Here is a 25,634-nt window from a genome sequence, read left to right as displayed (position 1 = left end):
GATGCCACGGCCATTAAGGATAATAAGGAGTCTGCAGAGAAAAAGATTTCGGCTGTAGATGGCAAGGTCGACGTTAATGCCACGGCCATTAAGGATAATAAGGAGTCTGCAGAGAAAAAGATTTCGGCTGTAGATGGCAAGGTCGACGCTAATAAAAAATCCGCTGATCAAGAATTTGAAGCAGTTAATCAAAAGGTAGGCGAAAACAAAAAAGAGTTGGTAGATCATGCAAATCGCCTTGATAAGCATGGCAAAGCTTTGGATAACGTTGTGGAGTTTGCAGATAAGGTTGGCGGAGTTGTAGAGCAGATTGATGTAACGGCGGCAATGAGTTTGAATAATAGTCGTCGTATGGGGGTTGCCGAATCTCGTCTTGATAATGTTGAAAAGCGTATTGGAAGTGCTGAGCGAAAAATTAAACAGATTGATCGTAATGTCAGCGGTTTCATGGCGCAAAGTGCCGCAATGAGCTCGTTGGTAACTCCGATGAGTCCTGGTAAAACTTCAGTAACAGCTGGTTTTGGAACTTCTGGATCTGCTCAAGCTTTTGCTATTGGTGCAGGTCGTCGAATTAACGATACCTGGAGCGTTAAATTTAATGCGGCATATGATAATGTCTCTGAGCAGATTACCGCGGGTGCCGGTGTCGGTTTTGAGTTCTGAGTAAAACAATTAATATGGTTATTTTGTGGTTGCCTGCACTAGTGTTAGATTTTTCAGGAAGTCAGTGTAATCGTGTAGGCACCCGATAAAAGTAATCGGCATGACGTAGAAGGTGGTTTGGTGGCTTTGATGTTATTACGATTAGCTATCACCTGAGGGGAGCTGTCAATGAGCAATGGGAGCAGAGGCTCTGAGTATCTGGTCGATCTCGCTAAAAAGGCCAGTAAAGGGTCAACTTTACACCTTGCTGCTTTGAAGGCTTTGGGCGAAGCTGGGGGGGGCGCTGCACAGGATTATTTAGTCTCCCTAGCTAAGCAAGTGAATAGTGGTTCCACTTTGCACCTAGCAATCCTCGCGGCATTGGGAAAAGCAAGTCGCGACTGAACCTGCACTACCAGTCGTACTATATATGTATAAAGTGGCCCTGAACTTAGGCAGAGTGACGGGCTTTTTTTTCATGTAAATATTTTACCCTCGGCCTCTTAGCCTAACACTAGACGAGCTACGGGCAGATATTTTGTATGCCCATCGTCGTTGGTTCTATTAAGGAGTAAATCCTGTGAATGCTGTTCTCGATCCTCTCACCCGTGATGCGCTCGAACGATTGCTTATCACCGCCCAATATGATACTGAGCAAGGCCGTATAGTCGCTAGCTTTTTATTGAGTTGGTGGGACGCTGAAGCGCACAGCGGATTTGTCCTGATTGAGCTTTGGTGTTTGGATAAGACCATAGCCCAAGCCTGCGCTCAGTTATTTTCCTGGCTAACTGTTAACCCAGTACGACCATGCATACTTGGCTTTAGCTTACCTTTTGAGGCGTTGTCCAGCGCCTGGGAGAACCGTTTGTGAGCGTTGTGTATTTTCAGCGAGGTATTAGTTTGCCTGACCCGGTCTGTACTAAATTAGCTAACCACTTGACACTTTTGGGGCAGGTAACAGATGTTAATGTGTTAGAGATCGTCCAGCAGCGTTCAGTAGGTTTTGTGAAAGGTCTAGATGCGTCGAGTGCACTTACACTGGATACAATTGAGGTGCTTCTTAGTCTGATTGAGGATGCGGCAGCAAAGCGGCGTCAGGAACTGATACCATGAATAGCTAAGAGATTTACTCGGGAACTATGAAAGCCAATGCTCGCCATTGATCGGCACGATAATCACTGTTGTCGAGAGCTCCGTTGACCTACCTTATTGTTTTACAGATTTTTGGCATTTTTCACTTGGTATTCTGGCGGGGCAAAGGGGAGCGTGGTGTCCAATCCATTATTGCGGTATATCATGTGCCTCTATAAAAGCGGTTAACTAGTTTAGGTTGAGATAGGGTTGGCGTATGAAAAAAATACTGCGGGGAAGAAAGCAGGTTGCAGTAGTGAAGTCGGCTTTAATTGCATTGGCCATTTTCGGTATGGGACTGCTCGTCATCTATTGGCAGTCAACGTACACTCTTAATAAAAATTCTAAAATTGCGGTGGTGGAAGCGATTAGGCAGATAGACGTAATGCTTGAAAATGCAAAAATTGCTGCAGAGAAAAATTTGCAAATTTCAAATTTACCCTGCGTTGATGCTGCGGCGCGTATGAGGTCTGTAGTCGCCGCTGTTCCTTTTGTTCGATCCGCAAGTTTGGCGAAAAATGACAATATAGATTGCACTTCATTATTTGGCGATGGCTATGTAGAACACATTGAGTCAGGCGATTATCATGGCGGGTTAAAACTTATTGGAGGTAATGGCGTTTCATTGGACCGAGCTGTTCTAGTTTACCGATCCCAAAATGGCGATAGTAGTTCTTTGGTGGGGGTGGATGGACAATATCTAAAAGATGCGTTGTATCTCATAGCTCCTGAGTCTCATTTAGCTATCCAGGTGGGGAGTAGCTGGATGACAGCGGATGGTATTGTTCATTCCGAGCCCTTCCTAAATTTGCCTGTGGCTCAAAGCCGCCTATCTTCAAGCCAGTTTGATATCACCGCATATAACGGATATCCGCGTGGACATATCTGGCGTGACGCGGTGGATGGTTATTTTGCACTGATTGTTTTAGTTGCCCTACTTGGAGCGGGGGGAGGGCTGACGGCCTATTGGCTCTTGGGACGAGTTTTAGCACCTAGCGGCGAGTTGAAGCGCGCTCTAGAGGCCAACGAATTCATTCCCTTTGTCCAACCACTAGTGTCAGCCGAAAATCTCCAGTGGACTGCTGTTGAGGTGCTGATGAGGTGGCAGCACCCTACTGAAGGTTTGATTCGGCCCGACCATTTTATTCCGCTAGCGGAGAGTTGTGGGCTGATTGTGCCGATGACACGGTCGTTGATGAGGCAGACCGCGTTCGAGTTTTCCAAAGCAGCAAAAATTTTGCCGGAAAATTTCCACATCAGCTTCAACGTTTGTACCGCTCATTTTAAAGATATGAAGTTGGTTGATGACTGTCGCGAGTTTCTGGCGGCGTTTGAGCCGGGCCGTGTAGTACTAATATTGGAACTGACTGAAAGAGAGCTTATTCAGTCGAATGAGACAGTCGTCAGTGTTCTGAATGTCCTGCATGAAATGGGGGTGAAAATTGCACTTGATGATTTCGGTACAGGCCACTCCAGTTTGTCGTATCTCCAAGAATTTAAGGTTGACTACTTAAAGATTGACAAATCATTTGTATCAATGATTGGTGTCGAAGCGCTCTCAGTGCATATTCTTGATTCAATCATAGAGTTGGGGTTGAAACTAGGCTTAACTGTGGTTGCAGAGGGGGTCGAAACTTCGGAGCAATCATCTTACTTGTCCGATAAGGGGGTGCAATATCTTCAAGGTTACTTGTTTGCCAAGCCAATGAAAATTGATGATTTTCTCAATAGCTCATCGTTGAGGCAGCTAGAGATTCCGTGGAGGTAGAAGCCTGGTTTTATTGGATTTGATGCGCCATTCTCCCCTTGCCGGATGCAGACCTTATCCGATTATGGTTGAGTAAGATTGGGTAATACTGATTAGAACAGTACGTAAAGATTTTCCGCAAGGGAGAAGGGTACTGTGGATGGCAATCAATGCCATGTGGTTAGTTTCTTATGTATTTCGTTACTCTAATTGAAGTGCGAAAAGTGTTATTAGATTTTTCGAATGTCTCTACGTCACAAAGTAATTTTGACCGAGGAGCACCAAAACTTCAGTCACCACACCACTGCAAATGGAGCGGGAGCATGAAGAACGATGCGCTAAATAGTTATCTTGAGGTGTCGGATTTTTTATTTGAGGCATTAGAGTGTCGGTTGATTGACGTGTCGGTTTGACTTTGGATATTGGGTTAACTATTAGTTGGAGTAGGGTGTCTGTATGCTTAAGATTTTTTTTTGTGGGGCATTAGTTTTTTGGTTCTGGTGCGATTTTTCTGTTGCGGGGAATGTAACTGGCTGTAAGCATCGGGTTGAAGAAGTAAGTTTTGAAAGCGAGCAGGCAAAGAAATATGAAGATTTGAATAAATGGCTAGGTCTAGAGTCAGCGATTTCTCGAGCTCACCAATGTTGTTATGATCTTAATCGGTACCAGCAAGAGCAGGCAATATCCCGAACGACGAACGATATTCTCCGAATAAAAGCGCAGTTTAAGGCTGCGATCGAATCCGGATCCCCTCAAAAAGTTGAAAGATATAAGAGGAAATTAGACAGGGCTCGGGAGAGGTTAGATCGTATTGCGCAAGAATGAATTAATTTGCACTTGTTTGTTGTGTTAAGTAGAGGGTTGCTATGAGGGTGTATGTGCTGTTAAGTATTATTTTGGTTTTGTCATTTATATCTGGTTGTACAGTAGGCACTTGGGTAAGCTTGGCAGGTGGTATAATGCAGGGGCATGACGATTATAATAAAGCTCAGCGCGACGCACGACTGAAGAAAGCTAATATTGCTGCTGAGCGTGTTAAAAGATAGTGTTTGGACTGAAGATCCTGAAGATATTTATTAGCAAGCTTAAATCAAAAGTAATTAGAGGAGACCCGATTGCGAGTCTCCTTATTGAATCCGTTAGTCGATTGGACAGACGTGATCATTGCGCAGCCACCCCGCGGTGCGCGCTAGGCACGGGTGAGAGATCTGTCAATGATCTGCATTTCTATGCTTTAGTTTGGCTAGCCCCTGCCAAATGCGCCGGCGTTCTCTCCGATTGCCCACAAGGCGCCCCGAACGTTTTCTCCAGTCTCGTTCAAGCCTTTCTTTTCAGTATGAAGCCTCAGCTCCATCAAGGCAGCCTCCAGGCCATCTGATTTTCGTACATCCGTTTCAGCACATCCGGTAGCCTGTATTCGTCTGACATGGTGACGACTCCTTTCGTAAAAAATTACAGCGATAGCTACGGTGGTGCCGTTGTCAGGCAGCAATTGAGCCTTGCTTAGAAATTGCTACACCGTTAAGGGATTTCAGTGAGATAGCCCATTAGCCGGGTATTGTGTGGGCTAATGCAACCAATCCATCATAGGTGCAACGCTAAAGCGGCGAGAGAGTGGCGCAATTTGTAGAGACATGGGCGATCTGAGTCAACGAGGCGAATGGCGCGCAGTTTATCAGGGATGCCTCTTGGGTGTGGCAGAGGCGTTTGCTGCGTTTCTCGCCGTGCTGTGCCGGATATTTGTTTTGCGTGAACATTGGAGGCAGTCCCCGATCCCCATTCACCTCGAATAAGCAGTTCGCCGTGGCAAGCTATGTTCAGCGCGAATGCTATTTTCACTGAACTTCTTGCTCGCCGAATCACCAATGCCCGTCGCCCGGGTTTCTTCCTTGATGTTGCTGCCTCCCAGGTAAGTGCCGCGCAGAATGCGATAGGCGTGTACTAGTTCGTGGGCCAGGCCAATGAAGCTCGTCGAGCTGTCTTCATAGCTCATTCCGGTTGGAACGCCTTGGGCGTCCAGTGCCAGGCTGGAATACGGGTTCCATGTCACTTCGACACTGGTGCCGGGCCCTTTGAAAATCCACTTTTTCAAGGCGTCGGTTGCATTGCCGACGGAGGCGCAAGTGTTCGGCGTCGTCGAGTAATCGCTGGCGATAGCGACGATCTTGATGGTTTTACCCGTACTGGGGCCGCAAAGCTCATTGATTTCCTTGAGCAGGTCGCGCCCGGTGTTTCTCGACTCGATCCTTTGCAGCGCCGTGATCAGGTTGTTCATGAATTCAAGGCTGGCTGATTCCAGGGTGATGTTGGGGAAGGCGCTGTAGTTTTGGATCATCACCTGTGTTCCTTATGATCTTGAAATGACTAGGAACACAACACGCAGTCGCAGACCTTTATTCCATGGCGTTTGGGCTGGGTAAGTCCCGACGCGCCACGAAGGGGCAACCTGAACCCACCCTGTCTCCCCGCAAAGTTTCATCATCCCCCACGCTTTCGAGGTCTACGATCCTCTTCAAGAGAGGACCTCCGCGCCTCCTGTCCATAGGGAACTGAAAACATGATCTCGAACCTCGTCAAAGTGGTGATGGTCGCTGGTGCGTTGCTGTTGAGTGCTTGTTCGTCGGGATCGTCGGGCGGGAGCAGTGACCCTTGTTTTTCGGGGGGATGCCAGGCGTTTGGTGATCACAGCCCTAGCAAAGCGGCCAAGATGAGTTTTGGAGGTGGCAGTGAGTTGGGGAGCAGTTTTGGGGAGTATGGGGCGGGGTTGATGCATGATGATTGATAGGGCATAGGGCTGCTTCGCAGCCCAGCGCGGGGCGAGCCCGCTCACTACAGGGATGGGTGTTCGGTTTAGGCTTGGACGTGAGCTGAGCCCAGGATCAGGCGCAGACCCAGCGCCCCCATGACCAGGCCGGCGGTGCGGTCAAACCAGTGCTTTGACCGCAGGTACGCTGCGCGAGGCCGTTCCGACGAGAACGCCAGCGCGACAACGGTGTACCAACCGGCCTCAATCGCAAAGATTGCCGGCAGCAGCACGGCAAACGTCCAGACCGGGGCGTGCGCCGGCAAGAACGCCGCGAAGATACTGCCGTACACAATCGCCGCTTTCGGATTGCTCAGTTGCGTCACCGCCGCCAGCGTGAAGGATTTGCGAGCGCTTTGTGGCCGGCCATCGGCCGTGGTGGGCACGACGATCGGGCTTTTCGCCGAGCGCCACAGTTGCACGGCCAGCCAGACCAGGTAGGCGCCGCCGAGTATTTTCAGGATCACGTAGAGCCATTCAACTTTGGCCAGCAGCGTTTGCAGGCCGAACAGGCCGAGCCCGCCGTACACCACGCCGCCGACGCCCATGCCCATGGCCGCCGCGAGTGCGTCGCGCCGCGAAAGGGCGATGGCGGTGCGGGTCACGAAGACGAAACTTGGGCCGGGGCTGGCGGCGCCGATGGCAATGGCGCCGAGGATGCTTAGTAAGGGGAGAGTGATGTCCATGGGACCCTTCGTTTTTTGTTGGGTTGTTTGAATCAACATAACAATTCAGGGCCCGCTTTTATTCCGTTCAGTGCCCGCCTTTCATGCGCCTTGCAATCAGGTAGAGGCCGAGCCCGATCAGCGCAGTCACCGCACCAATGTAACCCGTGCTGGTCCAGCCATACCCGGCTGTAATCGCCATCCCGCCCAACCACGGCCCCAGCGCGTTCGCCAGGTTGAACGCCGCATGGTTCGACGCCGCCGCCAAGCTTGGCGCTTCATGGGCGATGTCCATCAAGCGGATTTGCAGCGGCGCCGCCATGGCGATCATGGTGCCGACCAGGCCGATGCCCAGCAGCACGCTCCACAGCGAGCTGGCGGCGAAGGTGAAGAAGATCAGCACGGCCATCGACCACACCATGATCCAGCCCACCGCGCGAAATTGCAGGCGATCAAACAGCTTGCCGCCCGCGATGTTGCCGATGATGCCGCCCACGCCAAAGGCGGCGAGGCCGAAGGGAATCCACTGCGGCGAGACTTTGGTCACTTCAAGCATGGTCGGCGCCAGGTAGCTGAATACGCAGAACATCCCGGCAAAGCCAATCGCGCCGATGGACAGCGCCATCCACACCTGCGGTTTGGTGAAGGCGCGCAGCTCCTTGCGCGGGTCGCTGCGTTGTTCGTCGTGGCGGTGGGGTACGAATTGCCAGACCAGCGCAATGGTGCACAGGGCTATCACGCTGACCAACGCAAACGCCGAGCGCCAGCCCAGGTGCTGGCCGAGGAAGGTGGCGATGGGGTTGCCGAGCAGCATGGCCAGGGTCAGGCCCATCATCACGCGGGCTACGGCGCCGGCGCGTTTGTCGTTGGGCACCATGCTCGAGGCCACCACCGCAGCAATCCCGAAATAGGCGCCGTGGGGCAGGCCGCTGATGAAGCGGAAGGCCACCAGTGAGCCGAAGGTCGGGGTAAATGCCGTGGCCAGGTTGCCCAGGGCATAGAGGCCCATCAGCAACAGCAGCATATGTTTGCGCAGCAATTTGGCGCCGAGGATGGCCAGCAGCGGCGCGCCGACCATCACGCCCAGGGCGTAGGCGCTGATGGCGTGGCCGACTTGCGGTTCGCTCAAGCCCAGGTTCTGCGCGATGTCGGGCATCAAGCCCATGATGGCGAATTCGCCGGTGCCGATCGCAAAGGCGCCCACGGCCATGGCCGCTTCCATTTTGGCGGCGCTGCGCGCGGGCAGCACGTGCCCGGGTGTTTGCTGGATAGTCATGGGTAACTCTATGTGGATGGAACGCACGAAGGAGAGCCGCCGATGCTACGCAACAGGCGGCGAAGGTGTCTAGAACAGCCTTTTGCGTGAGAGTTCCAGGCCTGTGACCCCAGGTCGCGCCTGTCGGGCTTGACACTGGCGCGTTAAAACCCGCGATTTAGAGCTGTCAATTGGCCAAACGGCGCATAAAGGCCATCTGCCGTGATATTCTGCGCGCCGTCTTGGTCTAGTCTTTCCCTGGTGCGTACATCCGTATACGTCCCAGCGATTGGCTGTCGCCCAGGTAGCTGAAGCCAATAATGATAAGAAGTCAGCGCAGAAGGGACATAAAAGTGAGGTCGACACGTCGGCCTTGTGTGCCCACCCTGCGGTCTCCTCGTGAATGTGCAAACCCCGCGGTGCGTTGCCTGGCGCACCGTGATGGAGGGCTGCCCATGATCAGGGGCGGTGGGGCGGATGGCGTTTTATCATAGGTGCTACAGATGTTTAAAAAACTGAACACTGCCCTGCTGGGGCTGGCTTTGTCGGTGGGGATCACGTCCGTTCACGCGGAAGAGGCAAAGAAAGTCGATGTGCTGCTGATCGGCGGCGGCATCATGAGTGCAACCCTGGGTGTATGGCTCAACGAGCTGCAGCCGGACTGGTCGATGGAAATGGTCGAGCGCCTCGACGGCGTGGCCGAAGAAAGCTCCAACGGCTGGAACAACGCCGGTACCGGTCACTCGGCCCTGGCTGAACTGAACTACACCCCGGAAGACAAGAACGGCAACGTTGAGATCCCCAAAGCGGTCGAGATCAACGAAGCGTTCCAGATCTCCCGTCAGTTCTGGTCCTGGCAGGTCCAGCAGGGCGTGCTGAAGAACCCGCGTTCGTTCATCAACTCCACTCCGCACATGAGCTTTGTGTGGGGCGATGACAACATCAAGTTCCTGAAAAAGCGCTACGAAGCCCTGCAAGCGAGCCCGCTGTTCGCTGGCATGCAGTACTCCGAAGACCCGGCTGTGATCAAGAAGTGGGTTCCGCTGATGATGGAAGGGCGTGACCCGAACCAGAAAATCGCGGCCACCTGGACCCCGATCGGCACCGACGTGAACTTCGGCGAGATCACCCGCCAGTTCGTCGCTCACCTGCAAACCACACCGAAGTTTGACCTGAAACTGTCGAGCGAAGTGCAGGACATCACCAAGAACGCCGACGGTTCGTGGCGTGTAAGCTACAAAAACCTGAAAGACGGCACCAAGACCGAAACCGACGCCAAGTTCGTGTTCATCGGCGCGGGCGGCGGTGCACTGCACCTGCTGCAAAAATCCGGCATCCCTGAAGCCCGTGAATACGCTGGCTTCCCGGTAGGCGGCTCGTTCCTGGTCACCGATAATCCGGCCATCGCCGAGCAACACCTGGCCAAGGCCTACGGTAAAGCTTCGGTTGGCGCGCCACCGATGTCGGTTCCACACCTGGACACCCGCGTGCTGGATGGCAAGCGCGTGATTCTGTTTGGCCCATTCGCGACCTTCTCGACCAAGTTCCTGAAAGAAGGCTCGTACCTGGACCTGCTGACCAGCACCACCACCCACAACATCTGGCCAATGACCAAAGTCGGTATTCGTGAATACCCACTGGTCGAGTACCTGGCTGGCCAACTGATGCTGTCGGATGACGACCGCTACAACGCCCTGAAAGAGTACTTCCCGAACGCCAAGAAAGAAGACTGGCGCCTGTGGCAAGCCGGTCAGCGCGTGCAGATCATCAAGCGTGACGAAGAGCAGGGCGGCGTCCTGAAACTCGGCACCGAAGTGGTCAGCTCCGCCGACAACACCATCGCCGGCCTGTTGGGTGCATCGCCAGGCGCGTCCACCGCGGCTCCGATCATGCTGACCGTGTTGCAAAAGGTCTTCAAGGACAAGGTCGCGACCCCTGAGTGGCAGGCCAAGCTGCACCAGATCGTACCGAGCTACGGCACCAAGCTGAACGACAGCCCTGAAGCGGTTGCCAAGGAATGGGCCTACACGGCTGGCGTCCTGCAACTGACTCCACCGCCTGCGATCCCGCAACTGGCTGCACCCAAGGCCACCGAGGCTGCCAAGCCTGCGGCAGAGCCAAGCAAGCCGGCGTCTGACCTGGCGCTGTAAGCCAAGCCCGATGCAAAAAAGCCCGCTGAACCGGTAACGGTCAGCGGGCTTTTTATTGTAGTGAGCGGGCTTGCCCCGCGCCGCGGCGTATCAGCCAACCACGATGCAAATGACCCAGCGCAGCGCGGGGCAAGCCCGCTCACTACATCCGGAGGGTTTGAGGCATTTGCTGTTCAGCCCACCGACAGACACCACCTGTTAAAAAGAACCCAGGGCCAAGCAGGAGCGAGGCTGCAGCAAAGGGGGCATTTTCAGTGTGTTTGTTGGGCGAGTACGCCCGAGGGTTTTTGTATGTTGCTACGTTATGCAGCAATGGCCGCGGTCGTCGTCGCGGCGTCCGGGTGTGTGCAGGAACGGGTCGTGCACGAGCGTGGGCCGGTCCAGCGTGAATATGTCGAAGTGGTGGCGCCGCAACCGCCACCGGTGCAGGTGATCGAAGTCGAGCCCGCAGCCCGTTACGGCTACGTGTGGTCCCGTGGCTACTGGCGCTGGGAAGGCGGGCGTTATGTGGCGGTGCACGGCCACTGGGAAGCCGTGCGCGAGGGCTATCACTATGTGCACCCTCACTGGGTACAACGTAACGATGGTTACCACTGGCAGGGTGGTGGCTGGGTACGTTGAGGCCTAGATCGGCTTCTGGGTACCGAGCAATCGCACCTCACGCAACAGCGCGGCACCGAGTTGATCGGTGCCCAGCTCCTTGTAGCCCACGGCCTTGATGTCACCGTTTTCTTCCGCCTGGATGATGATCACCGGCGTCTCTTTGCCGGTGGCTTCGTCAACATGCAGGGCGTACTGCGGAATATCCAGCTTGATCGGCGTACCCGCAGCCTTGCCTTTTACATTGATCAAGAACGCCGCACAGCCGGTATCCACATCCGTACTGGTGGCAGAGCGCCCGCTGACGAAACAGGTTGTCGGCAGGTCGGGCCAGGTGATGGCTTCGGCGTTGGCAAAGGCCGACGCCATGCTCAAGGTAGCGAGAAGGAGCATGCGCACGGTGAGTGTGTCTCTTGATCACGGTTGAACGCGATTTTTACCAAAGGCTGAAGCGCCTAGCAATGCTGTGGCTCAGGTCAACGGTTTCATTCCCGTGGCCTTGGCGGCGTTGAGGTCGAACGTGGCCGTGTATTTGCAGCCGGCCGAATGAGCGCAACGCTCGATCAGGCAGTCGGCAAAATCGGCCTTGTTGGCTGAAAAGCGCCGCAGGGCCTGCCAGATGATCTCGGCATGCTCGATGGTCAGCTCACGGGTGCGCAGCAGCGTTTCCAGCACCGCCACCACTTCACTTTTGGTCGACTGGTAGCAGCTTTGTAAAACCCACACCAACTCAACCACCGACACCAGGCTGACAAAACCTGGCGACAGTGTGGTGAGCGATTCGATCAGCTCGGATGCCTTGGGGGATTGAACGGGATCATCCTGGGTGACATAGCGCACCAGCACGTTGGTATCCAGGCCGATCATCCCGCTTTTGCTCCTTGCGATGCTATCGCGAGATTCATGTCCTCGATCGACACGGCCTTGACGGGTTTGCGGATAAGGCCCTTGAGGTCTTGCACGGTTTTGCTCGCCGAGATGATCGAGAACTTGCCGTCCTCCATTTCGACGAACTCGACGCGGTCGCCTGTTTCCAGGCCCAGGGCGGTCCTTACCTGGACCGGAATAGTGATTTGCCCTTTTGAAGTCAGTGTGGCGGTTGCCATATTAAAAATCTCCATCGCAATGCGCCTTACCTTAGGGTAAGGAATAGTGAAGGACAAGATCCGTTGGTCCATAGGTCGCTCTTCTGGTGTGGGTGAGTGGGAACAGGTAAAACGTTAGCCCGACTCATCCCATCGGCACGCCTCAAAACGACTGTAAAGAGATACAACATATGACCGATCGCCAGCTCATCATCCCCACCGCCATGTACCCCATCGTCGAACGCGCCGGCTACGTGCCGGCGGTCAAGGTCGGCAAAACCCTTTACTGCGCGGGGCAGGTTGGGCGCACGCCACAATTGGCTGTCATCGAAGACCCCGAGGCGCAATTCATCGCCGCCTGGGAGAATCTGCGGAGCGTATTGGAGGAGGGGGGATGCAGTTTCGATGACGTGGTGGACATGACCACTTATCACGTCAACATGAGCCAGCACATGGCGGTTTTTCGCGAGGTGAAAAACCGCCTATTCCCACGCGGGCATTGCGCCTGGACCACGATCGGGGTGTCGGAACTCGCACACCCCGGCCTGCTGGTGGAAATCAAATGTGTGGCGGTGCAGCGCTAGTTACTGCACCACGCGATAGCACGGCACATACGCCGCGCCGCCCGGCAACTTCATGCGGTGCTGGGCGACGAACGCCTGCAGCAGTTCGTCCAGTGGTTTCATGATGGCCGGGTCGCCGTGGATTTCATACGGGCCGTGCTTTTCGATCAGGCGAATGCCCTTGTCCTTGACGTTGCCCGCCACAATCCCCGAGAACGCGCGGCGCAGGTTGGCCGCCAGTTCGTGGGGGGGCAGCGCATGGCTCAGTTGCAGGCTGGCCATGTTGGCGTGGGTCGGGTCGAACGGGCGCTGGAAGCCCTCGTCGATCTTCAGCAGCCAGTTGAAGTGGAACGCGTCGTTGCGCTCGCGGCGGAACTGCTTCACCGCCTTGAGGCCGGCCGTCATCTGGCGGGCCACTTCGGCCGGGTCGTCGATGATGATCTGGTAGTGGGCTTGCGCCGCTTCGCCCAGGGTGGCGCCGACAAACGCGTGCAACTGCTGCAGGTAAGGCGCGGCGTGCTTTGGCCCGGTGAGGATGACCGGGAACGGCAGGCCTTTGTTGTCCGGGTGCATCAGGATGCCCAGCAGGTACAGGAACTCTTCGGCCGTGCCCGCGCCACCCGGGAAGATGATGATGCCGTGGCCGACGCGCACGAAGGCTTCCAGGCGTTTTTCGATATCCGGCAAAATCACCAGCTCGTTGACGATCGGGTTCGGCGCTTCGGCGGCGATGATGCCCGGCTCAGTCAGGCCCAGGTAACGGCCGCCGGTAATGCGTTGTTTCGCGTGGGAAATGGTCGCGCCTTTCATCGGACCTTTCATCACGCCAGGGCCACAGCCGGTGCACACGTCGAGGCTGCGCAGGCCCAGTTCGTGGCCGACTTTCTTGGTGTATTTGTATTCTTCGGTATTGATCGAGTGCCCGCCCCAGCACACCACGATCTTCGGCTCGACACCCGGGCGCAGCGTGCGGGCGTTGCGCAGCAGGTGGAACACGTAATCAGTGATGCCCTGGGAATTGCTCAGGTCGATGCGCTGGCTGTCGAGTTCGTTCTCGGTGTAGACGATGTCGCGCAGGGCACTGAACAGCATCTCACGGGTGCTGGCGATCATTTCGCCATCGACGAACGCATCGGCCGGGGCGTTCAGCAGTTCCAGGCGCACGCCGCGATCCTGCTGGTGGATGCGCACTTCAAAGTCCTGATAGGCGTCGAGGATGGTCTTAGCGTTGTCGATATGCGCGCCGGTGTTGAGGATGGCCAGGGCGCACTGGCGGAAGAGGGTGTAGATACTGCCGGTGCCGGCTTCACTCAGTTGCTGCACTTCACGTTGGGACAGGGTTTCGAGGCTGCCCTTGGGGCTGACGGAGGCATTGATGACTTGACGTTGGGGCATTCTGATTCCTTGAAAGCACAGCCACCGCGCCCTGTTGAAGCGCGATGACTTGAGAATGGTGGGCGCCGAATACGGACGCACGAGACGATTTTTTACCCCAGGCGTTACGCCGAGTGCAAACACCGTCCAGCACCATCATGCCGCAGAACTTACTGAATCAGCTTCCAGTTTTTGTAGAAAACCCGACGCAGGGTAAAGACAAGCCCGGCAAAGCCCGCGATCACGGCGTTGAGCACCGACGGCAGCAGGGTCGGTCGCACAATATCAATGAACAGGCAGTAACGTTTTGCGTCGTTCTTGTTGAAGGACGCATGCATCAACGTGTCATCGAAGATAAACAGTGGGTCGTCGTGCCAGTAATGCTTGTGCTTGCCTACCTGGATGTAGACGCCCTCGTGGTGAGGGGCCGGCGCCATGTTGTAGAGCACGCGGAACATCATGCGCAGCGGGCCGAAGTGGAAGGACGTCGAGCGGTTTTCGTTGAACACCGAAACACCGATGGTCTTCACGAACGGCAGTTTCTTGCGCAGTTGCGGGATATCCAGGCTGGTTTCGATCGGGCGACCGTACCATTGGAAAAACAGCATGCCGCGTTTTTTCTCGGCCATGCGCTCGTCCAGATAGCCGATGATTTCATCCTTGCGGGCCATGGCGTCGTCGATCACTTGCTGCAGGTCTTCGCGCCAGGCAGGCGGCAGATCGCGCATCGTGTAAACATGGCGGTTGCGTTGGCTCAGCAGGTCGAACAGGGTGTTGAACGGCGCCAGCAGCCAGGTGTTGCGGCCACTGCCGATGAAATATTTCTTGATCGTGTCAGCGTCATACAGACCATTGCGCAGGAAATCGTAAACGCCGCAGAACACCACCAGCAGCAGAAACACCAGGGTGGTCCGCGGGAAGCAGTAGATGAACAGCAGAACACCGAGCGCCCAGGCGACGGAGATCAGCTTCTTGCGAACAGCACTTTTACTCATGAAACGTGGCTCCGGACATGAAACATAGCGAAACAATGTAGTCATGATAGGGGGTTATGACCCCGACGGGCGTTTTAAATATTGCGAAATTGTGAAGGCCCGACACAGTTTTTAACCCTTGCGACGGCCGATCCCGCGTTTTTGGGATTGGATTTTGTAAACAGAAGATTTGCGACTATCGTGACGCTTCGGTTTTTCGGACGTCATAGACCCGTACGAATGAAGTTGAATGGCCACCACTGGCCGTCGACCCCTTGGAAGAGGCAGAAATTTTATGATCATCAAACCGCGGGTTCGTGGCTTTATCTGTGTGACCGCTCACCCTGTTGGCTGTGAAGCGAACGTCAAGGAACAGATCGACTACGTGACCCAACACGGCGCCATCGAAGGCGGCCCGAAGAAGGTGCTGGTCCTCGGCGCTTCCACCGGCTACGGCCTGGCCGCGCGCATCAGTGCTGCGTTTGGCTGCGGCGCCGACACCCTGGGCGTGTTTTTTGAGAAAGAAGGCGAAGAAGGCAAGCTGAGCTCCGCCGGCTGGTACAACAGCGCCGCGTTCGAGAAGTTCGCCGTTGAAAAAGGCCTGTACGCCAAGAGCATCAATGGCGACGCGTTCTCCGACGAGATCAAGCGCCTGACCATCGAAACCATCAAGAAAGACCTGGGCAAGATCGACCTGGTGGTCTACAGCCTGGCCGCGCCACGCCGTACCGACCCGCAAGGCGTGGTGCACAACTCCACCCTCAAGCCGATCGGCAAGGCCGTAACCCTGCGCGGGATCAACACCGACAAGGGTGTGGTGGTCGACACCACCCTGGAGCCTGCGACCCAGGAAGAAATCGACGGCACCGTCAAAGTGATGGGCGGCGAAGACTGGCAGCTGTGGATCGACGCCCTGCGTGACGCTGACGTGTTGGCCGAAGGCGCCAAGACCACCGCGTTCACCTACCTTGGCGAGAAGCTGACCCAGGACATCTACTGGAACGGCTCCATCGGCGAAGCCAAGAAAGACCTGGACAAGAAAGTCCTGACCCTGCGCGACAACCTCGCCGCTCTCAAAGGCGATGCCCGTGTGTCGGTGCTCAAGGCCGTTGTGACCCAAGCCAGCTCGGCGATCCCGATCATGCCGCTGTACCTGTCGCTGCTGTTCAAAGTGATGAAAGAGCAGGGCACTCACGAAGGTTGCATCGAGCAGGTCTACGGCCTGTTCAAGGACAGCCTGTACGGCAAAGCGCCGAAACTCGATGCCGACGGCCGCCTGCGTGCCGACCTGGCTGAGCTTGAGCCGAAAGTCCAGAACGCCGTGGCTGCACTGTGGAACCAGGTGACCGACGACAACGTCAACGAGATCAGCGATTTTGCCGGCTACAAGGCAGAGTTCCTGCGCCTGTTCGGCTTTGAAATCGACGGCGTGGACTACGACGCCGACGTGAACCCGACCGTGAAGATCAATGGCCTGATCCAAGCCTGATCACCGTGTAGGAGCCGGCTTGCCGGCGATCGCATCACCGCGGTGTTTCAGTCACACCGCAGTGATGCCATCGCCGGCAAGCCGGCTCCTACAGTTCAGAGATTTCCCGCGCGTTCTCGCGCTCCTATCCTCCCTTACAATCTGGCAGACTCCTTTGGCTATCAAGCCACGCCAACGGAGGATCTGATGACGATTCGTGCAGTAGTTTTTGATTTCGGCGGTGTTCTGTTCGACTGGAGCCCGCAGCACCTCTACCGCAAGCTGATTGCCGATGACCACGAACGGCAATGGTTCCTCGATACCATCTGCACACAGGACTGGAACACCGAGCAGGATGCCGGCCGCACCTTGGCCGAAGGCACTCGCCGCCTGATCGAGCAGTATCCCCAACACCAAACGTTGATCCAGTCCTACTACGACCGCTGGCACGAAATGCTGCGCGGGCCTTTGCCGGACGGTGTGGCGATCCTCGAGGCGCTCCACGAGGCCGGCATGCCGTTGTTCGGGCTCACCAACTGGTCAGCCGAAACCTTCCCGTACGCCCGGGCCAACTACCCGTTCCTGCAGCGCTTTCGAGACATCGTGGTGTCCGGCGAATTGAAGCTGATCAAACCCGATCCGGCGATCTATCACGCCAGCCTCAGCCAAGTGCGCGCCCATCTGCCGGATATCCAGGCCAGTGAGGTGGTGTTTATCGACGATGTGGCGGGCAATATCGAGGCCGCCGTCGCACTCGGTTGGCAGGGGATTCACCATGTGTCGGCCGAGCGCACAGCGGCACGCTTGCGTGAGTTGGGCGTAGGTTTCTAGCGCGCCCACTGCTCCATCGCGAAGTCCACGAACGCCCGCAGCTTGGGCAGGCGATGACGGTCCTGGCGATACAGCAGGTGCATGGGGCGGCTGGGCAATTTATAGGTGGTCAACAAGGCCACCAGCTTGCCGCTCTCCAGGTCCGGGTGTACCAGGGCATCGGCCAGCATGATGATGCCCATGCCGTTCACGGCCGCCTGGCGCAAACCTTGTGAGCTATTAATGGTCAACGAGCCGGACACCGGAATTTCCACCTCGCCGCCGTCATTGCTCATGCGCCACAGTTTGCCGGTGTCGCGCCAGTTGTCGTTCGCGGGGTAGGCGAACGCCAGGCAGTCGTGCTGTTGCAGGTCATCAGGTGTCTGCGGCGTGCCGCGTCGCGCCAGGTATTCAGGTGAGGCGCAGAGGGTGAGGGTGTAGTCCTGCATGGGCCGGGCGATCAGGCTGGAGCTTTCCAGTTCGCCGAGGCGGATCGCCACGTCAAAGCCGCTGTCGACCAGGTCCATCCGCTCGTTGCTCAGCACGACGTACAGGTTGATAAGCGGGTAGCGTTTGGAAAATTCGCTCAAGGCTGGCACAAGGCGTTCGGTGCCGAATACCGGGGGCGCGGTGATACGCAGGTCGCCCTTGGGGGTTTCGCTGTGGATCTGTTCGGCCAGCAGCTCAGAGTCGGCCACCAGCCCCAGTACTTCCAGGCAGCGCTGATAGTACTCCCCGCCAAACTCGGTGAGGCTCTGCTTGCGGGTGGTGCGCTTGAGCAGGCTGACCCCCAGCCGTTGCTCCAGCGCACGCAGATGGTTGCCGACCATGGTGGTCGACATCCCGCACTCTTGCGCGGCGGCGGTCATGCTGCCGGTCTCCACCACCTTTACGTACACCGTCATCGCTTGGAACAGATCCATTATCAAGCCCAGCTTTAAAGTCATTGCAGGTTTGCGCAGTTTATCCAGTTCGGGTGGCTAACGATACTGGGTGCACTGACACACTGCCTTGGAGTTTGACGCCATGACCGTCGCCTGCCTGATGACCACCTATCAACCTTCGCCTTTGAGTTTCACCCGTGGCCTGGGCACGCGTTTGTGGGACCAGCAGGGCCGCGAATACCTGGATGCCGTGGCCGGCGTGGCCGTGACCAACGTCGGGCATTCCCACCCCAAGCTGGTGGCGGCCATCAGTGAGCAGGCCGGCTTGCTGTTGCACACGTCCAACCTCTACAGCATCGACTGGCAGCAACGGCTGGCCGAGCGCCTGACCGGCTTGTCGGGCCTGGACCAGGCGTTTTTCAACAACTCCGGGGCCGAGGCGAATGAGACGGCGCTGAAACTCGCGCGGTTGCACGGCTGGAAAAAGGACATCGAAGAACCGTTGGTGGTGGTGATGGCGAACGCCTTCCACGGGCGCACCCTCGGCACCATGGCCGCCAGCGATGGTCCCTCGGTGCGCCTGGGTTTTCAGCGCCTGCCGGGGGATTTCCTCAAGATCGGCTTTGGCGACCTGGCCGCGCTGGATGCAATCACCCAGCAGTACGGTGCGCGCATTGCGGCAGTGCTGCTGGAGCCGATCCAGGGCGAAAGCGGCGTGCTGCCTGCGCCACCTGGCTATCTCAAGGCTCTGCGTGATCACTGCACGCGCCACGGCTGGTTGATGATGCTCGACGAAATCCAGACCGGTATCGGCCGCACCGGCGCCTGGTTTGCATTCCAGCACGAGGGCATTGTCCCGGACGTCATGACCCTGGCCAAAGGCCTCGGCAACGGTGTGCCGATCGGCGCCTGCTTGGCGCGTGCGTCGGTGGCCAAACTGTTCACCCCTGGTAGCCACGGCAGCACGTTTGGCGGCAATCCACTGGCCTGCCGTGTGGGTTGCACCGTGCTGGATATCATCGAAGAGCAAGGTTTGCTGCATAACGCCGCGCAGCAGGGCGAACGCCTGCTGGCGCGCTTGCGGGTGGAGTTGAGCGAATACCCGAATGTGCTGGCGATCCGTGGGCAGGGTTTGATGATCGGCATTGAACTGGCCGAGCCTTTGCGTGACCTGGCCCTGCGGGCGGCCCAGGAGCATGGACTGCTGATCAACGTGACGCGGGGCAAGATCATCCGGTTGCTGCCACCGTTGACGCTGGATGCCAAGGAAGTCGAGATGATCGTGCGGGCCATCACCCGTCTGCTTAATTGAAATGCGATCAAAATGTGGGAGCTGGCTTGCCTGCGATAGCGGTGTATCAGCGAGCACATTGGTAGCTGGCCCACCGTTATCGCAGGCAAGCCAGCTCCCACAGGGATGTCCAAAATATTCAGAGGGCAGGCCCATTCAACCACTCCTGATTCATCGTTTCGGTATCCCCCAGGTACTCCAGCAACCACGCCATGGCCGGCGACAATTTGTTCTGTGCCCAGGCCACACACGACGGGCTGGCCGGAAACGGCCGGCTCAACTGCAACGCCACCAACTCACCGCGCTCGATCCACGGCAACACCTGATGCGCCGGCGCCATGCCGACGCACAGCCCGTCGCGCAGGCAATCGATGGCCGAGGCCCAGTTGGGCACCACCAGCCGCCGTTGGTTATCCAGGGTCCAGGTGTCGCGCTTGGGCAGGTTGCGCGACGTGTCGGTCATGCACAGGGAGGCGAAGGGGCGCAGTTGATCGTCATTGAGCAATCCCTTGACTGCTGCCAGCGGGTGTTTGGCGCTGACCACGCACAACCAGTTCAACAGGCCCATGTCACGAAACGTGAAGTGGCTGGCCACCGGCACCGCGCTGGTGGCGCCGATCACAATATCGGTGCGCTCATCGGCCAGAGCGTCCCACACGCCGTTGTACACCTCGTATTCCAGCAGTAATTCCACTTCGGGAAACTGCCGGTAAAAATCCAGCACCAGTTGGCGGCAGCGCTGGGGTTTGACGATGGAGTCCACGGCCACCTTCAATTGGCCGCTCCAGCCATTGGCCACCTGCTGGCACAAGCGACGTGTGCCCAGCATCTTTTTCATCACGCCACGGGCCTCTTCTATAAAGAGGCGACCGGCCGGAGTCAGCTCCACATCCCGGTGCCTGCGCACAAACAGTGGCACGGCCAGCCACTCCTCGATCTGACGCACCGTGTAGCTGATAGCCGATGGCACACGGTGCAATTCCTGGGCGGCGGCGCTGAAACTGCCATGACGCGCCACCGCGTCGACTACATCCAGGGAGTATTCAGACCACATGGTGGTTGCCTTCAAAATATTTGATGAGAGTGTCCAATTATTATCGCTTCACACTAAAAATGTCAGCTTCATAATGGGCGCCAGTCAGCAAATAGTTTGATGGCAATATATTCAAGGCTTCAATGAAAAATTCTTTGGGTTTCACAGGGTATCTGGCGGGGCTGAGCATGCTCGGTTATCTGGCCATGGACATGTACTTGCCGGCCTTCGGCGCCATGGGCGAACAGTTGCAGATCGGCGCGGGCGCCGTGGGTGCCAGCTTGAGTATTTTCCTCGCGGGCTTTGCGGTGGGGCAGTTGCTGTGGGGGCCGCTGTCTGACCGTTTGGGTCGCAAACCGATCTTGCTCACGGGCCTGAGCCTGTTTGTGCTGGGTTGCCTGGGCATGTTCTGGGTCGAGACCGCGTCGCAGTTGCTGGCGTTGCGCTTTATCCAGGCGATTGGCGTGTGTTCCGCCGCCGTGAGTTGGCAGGCGCTGGTGATTGACCGTTACCCGGCCGACAAGGCCCATCGCGTGTTCGCCAGCATCATGCCGCTGATGTCACTGTCGCCGGCCCTGGCGCCGTTGCTGGGGGCGATGGTGTTGAACCACTTTGGTTGGCAGGCGATCTTCGGCGTGTTGCTGGGCGTGTCGTTGCTGCTGCTGTTGCCCACCTTGTTCCTGCGCACCGTACCGAAACGTCAGGCGCAGACGGGCGAACCTGCGCGCCTGGGTTACGGGCAATTGCTTACATCCCGCGTGTTTACCGGCAACGTGATGATCTTTGCCGCGTGCTCCGCCAGTTTCTTCGCCTGGCTGACCGCGTCGCCGTTCATTCTGGGCGACATGGGCTACAGCCCGAATGACATTGGTATGAGCTACGTGCTGCCGACCCTGGCGTTCCTGGTGGGCGGTTACAGTTGCCGCAGCGCCTTGCAGCGTTATCAGGGCAAAACCCTGCTGCCGTGGTTGCTGGTGGCGTATTGCATCAGCATGCTGGCGTTGTACCTGGTTGCCACCTTGACCGTGCCGACCCTCACCACCTTGCTGATTCCGTTCTGCCTGATGGCCCTGGTCAACGGCGCGAGCTATCCCATCGTGGTGGCGAATGCACTGATGCCGTTTGCAGAAAACTCCGGCAAGGCTGCGGCCCTGCAAAACACCTTGCAACTGGGCCTGTGCTTTCTTAGCAGCTTGTTGGTGTCGTCGATGATTGACCAACCGTTGTTGATCACCGTGATCGTGATGCTGGCGACTGCGCCGTTGGCGGTATTGGGTTACTGGCTGGCGCGGCCAAAAAACAACCCTGCCAAACTGGCCCAGGCCTGACCTTGTAGGAGCCGGCTTGCCGGCGATCGCGTTCTATCAGTTAGCCCATTCGTTGCTGACCCACCGCTATCGCCGGCAAGCCGGCTCCTACAGATTGGCGGGTGTCAGAAGGTGACTTCCATGTTCAACGTCGGGGTTGAGGTGCGGGTGCCCAGGCCACCGTCCACGCCGAACTTGTTGTGCCAATACTCGTAACCCACGCCCAGGTACAGGTTCGGTTTCACGCTTTTACCCGGGCGCACCGCCACCATCAGCGCGGTGCGCATCAGCGCTTCCGGCGCGGTGTCGCGGCCATGGTAGTCCTTGCCTTTTTCCCCGACGTAATTGATGAACCCCTGGAACTTGACCGCGTGGCTGGCGACTTCGAACGGGCGCATCCACGTCAGGTTGAGCATGTAGGTGTCATCGAACGTGTGGTTCGACTCTTGCGCGCCGGGGATGCCAGTGTGGTTCTTTTCCTTGTAGTACATCAGGCTCAGGTCGAGCACACCGACGGTGTTGAACTTCAAGGTAGGACCCAACACCAGAGCGCGCTTTTTGGCTGACGCAAAGTTGTTGTTGCGATTGGCATCAAACCCCGCCGTCAGGGCGTAGTCCTTGATCAGGCCGGTGCCCAGCGGCACATCGAATACCCGGGACGCGTACAACTGGTGCCGGTACACGCCGTACACCTCGCTGCCGCCATGGTCCGTGCCCTTGCGCGGGTCGCTGCTGTCGGACAGGAACACATCAAGGTTGAAGTAATTGCTGCCGTATCTGTAACCGCTGGCGTGGGTAAAGCTGTAGATGCGCTTGCTGAAATCGTCGGGGTTGTTCGGATTGGTGAAGTGCTGGCCGTAGCGGAAACCTACGCTGTTGTTCATCCATTCCACCGCGACAGCCTCCCCGCCGCCGAGGAGGGACAGTAAAACGGTTGCGCCGTGCAGTGCCTTTTTCATTGTTTTTATTCCTTTGGCGTTTGGCTCATGGCGGCCTTGCAGGGACCGCCGGGCGCAGTATCAGCACAAGGCTGGCGCGCGCCAAAGAACAGAATCTCGCCTGGGGCGATGCCGAAACGGCAGCACGGTATTTGCCCTGAAAGTCAGGAAATACGTGGCGTCGCGGGCATTTCGTCGCGTTCGCGCAAGGCAATTTCTTCGCCCAGCAGGTGGGTCAGGGCTTGCACCGCCACGGGCAAGTCACGGTCCTTGCGGGCATACACGCCCAGGTCGCTGAAAATGCCACCCTGGTCGCTCAGCGGAATGTGCAGCAGTTCGCCGCGCTGCAGGTCGGCCTCGATACCGATGCGGGTCTGGAAGGCGATGCCCAATTGCTGGCGCGCCAACTGTCGCGCCAGCTCCATGGAATTGCTGTGCAGCAGGGGCTTGTTCGCTGCCGCCGTGGGTCTGTGCAACGGGGCGATCAGGTGATGCACTGACAGCTCGCTCTTGGCCTGGATCACCCCGTATTCGCAGCACTGCCCGTAGCTCACCCGCGTTTCACCGGCCAGCGGATGCTCCGGCGTCATCAACGCGCCCAAGCGGAAATGGCCGACGCACAGCTGGGTGATTTCGTTGCTGCGCGGCAGGGCAAACGCCAGGCCCAGGTCCGCCTGGCCATTGATGACTGCGCCGGGAATCGACTGCGAACCCTGCACCGTGACGCCAATCGTCACCTTCGGGTAGCGCTCGCGCATACGCCGGAGTGCGGCAGGCAGCAGTTCGACGGCGGCACCTTCCACCGTGGCGATTTCCACGTGCCCGGTCTGCACGCCGTGCAAGCCATCCAGTTCACCGCGCACCCGTTCTACATCCTGCAGCAGCAGGCTGATGTGGCGCGTAAGGATCTCACCGGCGGCCGTCACGCGCAGGCCGCCCGGCAACCGTTCGAACAGCGGTGCGCCCATCTCGTCTTCCAGCTTGAGGATCTGCCGGTTCACGGCTGACGACGCCACGTTCAGGCGCCGCGCGGCTTCGCGGATCGAATGGCAGCGCCGCACCATGTCGAAGTAGTAGATGGCCGGAGCATGAATACGCAGCTTGCGGTTGAGCATTTTTTTTCAGGTCCTTTTGCGCACGGCTTCAAGCCACAGGGCAGGGCGGCTGAATGGATTTTTGTATCGCCGTCGTCCGGCTTATTGTGAAATTGATTGTATACAACTCTATGGACATCCCGTCTTTCCTTTGCATACAGTGAATACACAACAAAAACAGAGACCCCCCACCATGACTATCCCGAAGGCGTCACCGCAGCGGCCAGAAGATGAGAATCTCGGCGTCGCGGCCAACATGGCTTACGGCCTGCAGCATGTGCTCACCATGTACGGCGGCATCGTTGCCGTTCCGTTGATCGTCGGTCAGGCAGCGGGGTTGTCGCCCGCCGATATCGGCCTGCTGATCGCCGCGTCACTGTTTGCCGGTGGCCTGGCCACGCTGCTGCAAACCCTTGGCTTGCCGTTTTTTGGTTGTCAGTTGCCGCTGGTGCAGGGCGTGTCCTTTGCCGGTGTGGCCACGATGGTGGCGATTGTCGGCAGTGATGGGGCGGGCGGTGTGCCGGCGATACTCGGGGCGGTGATGGCCGCGTCGTTCATCGGCTTGCTGATCACGCCGGTGTTCTCGCGGATCACCAAGTTTTTCCCGCCGCTGGTGACTGGCATCGTGATCACCACCATCGGCTTGACCCTGATGCCCGTCGCGGCCCGTTGGGCCATGGGTGGCAACAGCCGCGCGGCGGATTTTGGCAGCATGTCCAACATCGGCCTGGCCGCGCTGACCCTGGTGTTGGTGCTGCTGCTGAGCAAGATCGGCAGCGCGACCATCTCGCGATTGTCGATCCTGCTGGCGATGGTGATTGGTACGGTGATCGCGGTATTCCTGGGCATGGCCGACTTCTCCGGTGTGGCCCAGGGGCCGATGTTCGGTTTCCCTGCGCCATTCCATTTCGGCATGCCAACCTTCCACGTGGCGGCGATCATTTCCATGTGCATCGTGGTGATGGTGACCCTGGTGGAAACCTCGGCCGACATCCTGGCCGTCGGTGAAATCATCGACACCAAGGTCGACTCCAAACGCCTGGGCAATGGCTTGCGCGCCGACATGCTGTCGAGCATGTTCGCGCCGATCTTCGGTTCGTTCACCCAAAGCGCATTCGCCCAGAACGTAGGCCTGGTGGCGGTGACCGGCGTGAAGAGCCGTTTTGTGGTGGCCACCGGCGGGGTGTTCCTGGTGGTGCTCGGCTTGCTGCCCTTCATGGGGCGGGTGATTGCGGCGGTGCCGACGTCGGTGCTGGGCGGTGCCGGGATCGTGCTGTTCGGCACCGTGGCGGCGAGTGGTATCCGCACCTTGTCCAAGGTGGATTATCGCAACAACATGAACCTGATCATTGTGGCCACTTCCATCGGTTTCGGCATGATCCCCATCGCTGCGCCGAGCTTCTATGACCACTTCCCGAGCTGGTTCGCGACGATTTTCCACTCGGGCATCAGCTCGTCGGCGATCATGGCTATCCTGCTGAACCTGGCGTTCAACCACTTCACGGCCGGCAACTCGGACCAGCAGTCAGTGTTCGTGGCGGGGACCGAGCGCAGCTTGTGCTTCCGCGATGTGTCGGAACTGCGCGATGGGGACTACTTCAGTGGCGGCAAGTTGTTTGACGCCGAGGGCAAGGAGATTCCGTTGGTGGCCGATGTATCAAGGAAGACGGCGAAACCTGAAACCACCGAAGTCTAAAGCCGATTGAGAAACCCATGTGGGAGCTGGCTTGCCTGCGATAGCGGCGGTGAATTCACCCCCTGTCTCTTCTACCCATCTCCGAGCCCACGAGACTGAGTACAACATCTGGGGGGGGGGGCGT

At 57.5% G+C, this 25,634-nt stretch carries 25 protein-coding genes; 13 read left to right on the top strand and 12 right to left on the bottom strand.

Annotated elements, in window-relative coordinates; all coding sequences use genetic code 11:
* From AC07OV_RS02495 to AC07OV_RS02480, 4 genes are all read left to right on the top strand, one after another.
* Nucleotides 1-663 (top strand): YadA C-terminal domain-containing protein (locus AC07OV_RS02495; RefSeq protein WP_495091436.1); only part of this gene is annotated, 663 nt, incomplete at its 5' end.
* 559 nt (nt 664-1,222) lie between these two features.
* Nucleotides 1,223-1,513 (top strand): DUF7673 family protein, encoded by a 291-nt coding sequence (locus tag AC07OV_RS02490; protein ID WP_495091435.1) that lies wholly within the window; start codon nt 1,223-1,225, stop codon nt 1,511-1,513.
* Nucleotides 1,514-1,990: 477 nt separating this feature from the next.
* On the top strand, nt 1,991-3,541 hold the full coding sequence (locus AC07OV_RS02485; protein ID WP_495091434.1) for an EAL domain-containing protein: 1,551 nt from the start codon (nt 1,991-1,993) through the stop codon (nt 3,539-3,541).
* 435 nt (nt 3,542-3,976) lie between these two features.
* Entirely contained in the window at nt 3,977-4,345 is a 369-nt protein-coding gene (locus AC07OV_RS02480; protein WP_495091433.1) for a DUF1090 family protein, read from the top strand.
* Nucleotides 4,346-5,300: 955 nt separating this feature from the next.
* Here AC07OV_RS02480 and AC07OV_RS02475 read toward each other — a convergent pair.
* Nucleotides 5,301-5,855 carry a M91 family zinc metallopeptidase gene (locus AC07OV_RS02475; RefSeq protein ID WP_178921064.1) on the bottom strand — a complete coding sequence of 185 codons (555 nt, stop codon included), beginning with the start codon at nt 5,853-5,855 and terminating at the stop codon, nt 5,301-5,303.
* Between the two features lie 222 nt (nt 5,856-6,077).
* Here AC07OV_RS02475 and AC07OV_RS02470 point away from each other — a divergent pair, with 222 nt between their 5' ends.
* Entirely contained in the window at nt 6,078-6,302 is a 225-nt protein-coding gene (locus AC07OV_RS02470) for a hypothetical protein (RefSeq protein ID WP_495091432.1), read from the top strand.
* A gap of 68 nt (nt 6,303-6,370) precedes the next feature.
* Here AC07OV_RS02470 and AC07OV_RS02465 read toward each other — a convergent pair whose 3' ends face one another.
* Complete coding sequence (locus AC07OV_RS02465) at nt 6,371-7,009, bottom strand: LysE family translocator (protein WP_016971450.1); 639 nt, start codon at nt 7,007-7,009, stop codon at nt 6,371-6,373.
* A gap of 67 nt (nt 7,010-7,076) precedes the next feature.
* Nucleotides 7,077-8,264 carry an MFS transporter gene (locus tag AC07OV_RS02460; RefSeq protein WP_176995378.1) on the bottom strand — a complete coding sequence of 396 codons (1,188 nt, stop codon included), beginning with the start codon at nt 8,262-8,264 and terminating at the stop codon, nt 7,077-7,079.
* 482 nt (nt 8,265-8,746) lie between these two features.
* On the opposite strand from AC07OV_RS02460, the gene mqo reads away from it, so the two are divergent.
* Complete coding sequence (gene mqo, locus AC07OV_RS02455) at nt 8,747-10,393, top strand: malate dehydrogenase (quinone) (RefSeq protein ID WP_176995379.1); 1,647 nt, start codon at nt 8,747-8,749, stop codon at nt 10,391-10,393.
* A 291-nt stretch (nt 10,394-10,684) separates the two neighbouring features.
* Nucleotides 10,685-11,014 carry a YXWGXW repeat-containing protein gene (locus tag AC07OV_RS02450; RefSeq protein WP_495091431.1) on the top strand — a complete coding sequence of 110 codons (330 nt, stop codon included), beginning with the start codon at nt 10,685-10,687 and terminating at the stop codon, nt 11,012-11,014.
* Between the two features lie 3 nt (nt 11,015-11,017).
* On the opposite strand, the gene AC07OV_RS02445 is transcribed toward AC07OV_RS02450, so the two are convergent.
* From AC07OV_RS02445 to AC07OV_RS02435, 3 genes are all read right to left on the bottom strand, one after another.
* Nucleotides 11,018-11,386, bottom strand: coding sequence for a hypothetical protein (locus AC07OV_RS02445; protein WP_494998914.1), 369 nt, complete (start codon nt 11,384-11,386; stop codon nt 11,018-11,020).
* 78 nt (nt 11,387-11,464) lie between these two features.
* Nucleotides 11,465-11,860 (bottom strand): type II toxin-antitoxin system VapC family toxin, encoded by a 396-nt coding sequence (locus AC07OV_RS02440; RefSeq protein WP_495091430.1) that lies wholly within the window; start codon nt 11,858-11,860, stop codon nt 11,465-11,467.
* Nucleotides 11,857-12,114 (bottom strand): AbrB/MazE/SpoVT family DNA-binding domain-containing protein, encoded by a 258-nt coding sequence (locus AC07OV_RS02435; RefSeq protein WP_494998915.1) that lies wholly within the window; start codon nt 12,112-12,114, stop codon nt 11,857-11,859. Before AC07OV_RS02435 ends, AC07OV_RS02440 begins: the two co-directional genes overlap by 4 nt.
* A gap of 155 nt (nt 12,115-12,269) precedes the next feature.
* Between AC07OV_RS02435 and AC07OV_RS02430 the strand changes: the two genes are divergently transcribed.
* The gene (locus AC07OV_RS02430; protein WP_495091429.1) at nt 12,270-12,662 is read left to right on the top strand and encodes a RidA family protein; all 393 of its coding nucleotides are present in this window, start codon (nt 12,270-12,272) and stop codon (nt 12,660-12,662) included.
* Here the strand turns inward: AC07OV_RS02430 and ppnN are convergent, their stop codons facing one another.
* The gene (gene ppnN, locus AC07OV_RS02425) at nt 12,663-14,036 is read right to left on the bottom strand and encodes a nucleotide 5'-monophosphate nucleosidase PpnN (protein ID WP_495091428.1); all 1,374 of its coding nucleotides are present in this window, start codon (nt 14,034-14,036) and stop codon (nt 12,663-12,665) included. It abuts the gene before it with no gap.
* Nucleotides 14,037-14,185: 149 nt separating this feature from the next.
* Nucleotides 14,186-15,010 (bottom strand): aspartyl/asparaginyl beta-hydroxylase domain-containing protein, encoded by an 825-nt coding sequence (locus tag AC07OV_RS02420; RefSeq protein ID WP_176995383.1) that lies wholly within the window; start codon nt 15,008-15,010, stop codon nt 14,186-14,188.
* Between the two features lie 274 nt (nt 15,011-15,284).
* On the opposite strand from AC07OV_RS02420, the gene fabV reads away from it, so the two are divergent.
* Entirely contained in the window at nt 15,285-16,478 is a 1,194-nt protein-coding gene (fabV, locus tag AC07OV_RS02415; RefSeq protein WP_495091427.1) for an enoyl-ACP reductase FabV, read from the top strand.
* Between the two features lie 186 nt (nt 16,479-16,664).
* A complete protein-coding gene (locus AC07OV_RS02410; RefSeq protein ID WP_495091426.1) occupies nt 16,665-17,288 on the top strand; it encodes an HAD family hydrolase in 624 nt (207 codons plus the stop codon).
* Here AC07OV_RS02410 and AC07OV_RS02405 read toward each other — a convergent pair.
* Nucleotides 17,285-18,190, bottom strand: coding sequence for a LysR family transcriptional regulator (locus AC07OV_RS02405; RefSeq protein WP_494998912.1), 906 nt, complete (start codon nt 18,188-18,190; stop codon nt 17,285-17,287). The two genes, AC07OV_RS02410 and AC07OV_RS02405, sit on opposite strands and share 4 nt — an antisense overlap.
* Before the next feature lie 103 nt (nt 18,191-18,293).
* On the opposite strand from AC07OV_RS02405, the gene AC07OV_RS02400 reads away from it, so the two are divergent.
* Complete coding sequence (locus AC07OV_RS02400) at nt 18,294-19,463, top strand: aspartate aminotransferase family protein (RefSeq protein ID WP_495091425.1); 1,170 nt, start codon at nt 18,294-18,296, stop codon at nt 19,461-19,463.
* Nucleotides 19,464-19,581: 118 nt separating this feature from the next.
* Here the strand turns inward: AC07OV_RS02400 and punR are convergent, their stop codons facing one another.
* The gene (gene punR, locus AC07OV_RS02395) at nt 19,582-20,496 is read right to left on the bottom strand and encodes a DNA-binding transcriptional activator PunR (protein WP_495091424.1); all 915 of its coding nucleotides are present in this window, start codon (nt 20,494-20,496) and stop codon (nt 19,582-19,584) included.
* Between the two features lie 122 nt (nt 20,497-20,618).
* Here punR and punC point away from each other — a divergent pair, with 122 nt between their 5' ends.
* Nucleotides 20,619-21,803 (top strand): purine nucleoside transporter PunC, encoded by a 1,185-nt coding sequence (punC, locus tag AC07OV_RS02390; protein WP_495091423.1) that lies wholly within the window; start codon nt 20,619-20,621, stop codon nt 21,801-21,803.
* A gap of 104 nt (nt 21,804-21,907) precedes the next feature.
* Here the strand turns inward: punC and AC07OV_RS02385 are convergent, their stop codons facing one another.
* The gene (locus tag AC07OV_RS02385) at nt 21,908-22,741 is read right to left on the bottom strand and encodes a nucleoside-binding protein (RefSeq protein WP_494997868.1); all 834 of its coding nucleotides are present in this window, start codon (nt 22,739-22,741) and stop codon (nt 21,908-21,910) included.
* Nucleotides 22,742-22,884: 143 nt separating this feature from the next.
* The gene (locus AC07OV_RS02380; protein WP_495091422.1) at nt 22,885-23,835 is read right to left on the bottom strand and encodes a LysR family transcriptional regulator; all 951 of its coding nucleotides are present in this window, start codon (nt 23,833-23,835) and stop codon (nt 22,885-22,887) included.
* Between the two features lie 172 nt (nt 23,836-24,007).
* On the opposite strand from AC07OV_RS02380, the gene AC07OV_RS02375 reads away from it, so the two are divergent.
* Nucleotides 24,008-25,510: a nucleobase:cation symporter-2 family protein gene (locus tag AC07OV_RS02375; RefSeq protein WP_494997866.1), complete on the top strand. Its 1,503-nt coding sequence runs from the start codon at nt 24,008-24,010 to the stop codon at nt 25,508-25,510.
* The last annotated feature ends 124 nt before the right edge of the window (nt 25,511-25,634 follow it).

The organism is Pseudomonas sp. GW821-FHT09A09 (assembly GCF_059418405.1).
This window is presented reverse-complemented; position numbering and strand designations above follow the sequence as displayed.

Excerpts from the sequence above, each read along its gene's own strand:
- AC07OV_RS02380 (WP_495091422.1), bottom strand. The coding sequence starts at position 23,835 with ATGCTCAACCGCAAGCTGCGTATTCATGCTCCGGCCATCTACTACTTC.
- AC07OV_RS02480 (WP_495091433.1), top strand. The coding sequence starts at position 3,977 with ATGCTTAAGATTTTTTTTTGTGGGGCATTAGTTTTTTGGTTCTGGTGC.
- AC07OV_RS02430 (WP_495091429.1), top strand. The coding sequence starts at position 12,270 with ATGACCGATCGCCAGCTCATCATCCCCACCGCCATGTACCCCATCGTC.
- AC07OV_RS02410 (WP_495091426.1), top strand. The coding sequence starts at position 16,665 with ATGACGATTCGTGCAGTAGTTTTTGATTTCGGCGGTGTTCTGTTCGAC.
- AC07OV_RS02485 (WP_495091434.1), top strand. The coding sequence starts at position 1,991 with ATGAAAAAAATACTGCGGGGAAGAAAGCAGGTTGCAGTAGTGAAGTCG.
- AC07OV_RS02460 (WP_176995378.1), bottom strand. The coding sequence starts at position 8,264 with ATGACTATCCAGCAAACACCCGGGCACGTGCTGCCCGCGCGCAGCGCC.
- punC (WP_495091423.1), top strand. The coding sequence starts at position 20,619 with ATGAAAAATTCTTTGGGTTTCACAGGGTATCTGGCGGGGCTGAGCATG.
- AC07OV_RS02450 (WP_495091431.1), top strand. The coding sequence starts at position 10,685 with ATGTTGCTACGTTATGCAGCAATGGCCGCGGTCGTCGTCGCGGCGTCC.
- AC07OV_RS02400 (WP_495091425.1), top strand. The coding sequence starts at position 18,294 with ATGACCGTCGCCTGCCTGATGACCACCTATCAACCTTCGCCTTTGAGT.
- fabV (WP_495091427.1), top strand. The coding sequence starts at position 15,285 with ATGATCATCAAACCGCGGGTTCGTGGCTTTATCTGTGTGACCGCTCAC.
- AC07OV_RS02375 (WP_494997866.1), top strand. The coding sequence starts at position 24,008 with ATGACTATCCCGAAGGCGTCACCGCAGCGGCCAGAAGATGAGAATCTC.
- AC07OV_RS02475 (WP_178921064.1), bottom strand. The coding sequence starts at position 5,855 with ATGATCCAAAACTACAGCGCCTTCCCCAACATCACCCTGGAATCAGCC.
- AC07OV_RS02440 (WP_495091430.1), bottom strand. The coding sequence starts at position 11,860 with ATGATCGGCCTGGATACCAACGTGCTGGTGCGCTATGTCACCCAGGAT.
- AC07OV_RS02465 (WP_016971450.1), bottom strand. The coding sequence starts at position 7,009 with ATGGACATCACTCTCCCCTTACTAAGCATCCTCGGCGCCATTGCCATC.
- AC07OV_RS02445 (WP_494998914.1), bottom strand. The coding sequence starts at position 11,386 with ATGCTCCTTCTCGCTACCTTGAGCATGGCGTCGGCCTTTGCCAACGCC.
- mqo (WP_176995379.1), top strand. The coding sequence starts at position 8,747 with ATGTTTAAAAAACTGAACACTGCCCTGCTGGGGCTGGCTTTGTCGGTG.
- AC07OV_RS02405 (WP_494998912.1), bottom strand. The coding sequence starts at position 18,190 with ATGGATCTGTTCCAAGCGATGACGGTGTACGTAAAGGTGGTGGAGACC.
- AC07OV_RS02470 (WP_495091432.1), top strand. The coding sequence starts at position 6,078 with ATGATCTCGAACCTCGTCAAAGTGGTGATGGTCGCTGGTGCGTTGCTG.
- AC07OV_RS02420 (WP_176995383.1), bottom strand. The coding sequence starts at position 15,010 with ATGAGTAAAAGTGCTGTTCGCAAGAAGCTGATCTCCGTCGCCTGGGCG.
- AC07OV_RS02435 (WP_494998915.1), bottom strand. The coding sequence starts at position 12,114 with ATGGAGATTTTTAATATGGCAACCGCCACACTGACTTCAAAAGGGCAA.
- AC07OV_RS02385 (WP_494997868.1), bottom strand. The coding sequence starts at position 22,741 with ATGAAAAAGGCACTGCACGGCGCAACCGTTTTACTGTCCCTCCTCGGC.
- ppnN (WP_495091428.1), bottom strand. The coding sequence starts at position 14,036 with ATGCCCCAACGTCAAGTCATCAATGCCTCCGTCAGCCCCAAGGGCAGC.
- punR (WP_495091424.1), bottom strand. The coding sequence starts at position 20,496 with ATGTGGTCTGAATACTCCCTGGATGTAGTCGACGCGGTGGCGCGTCAT.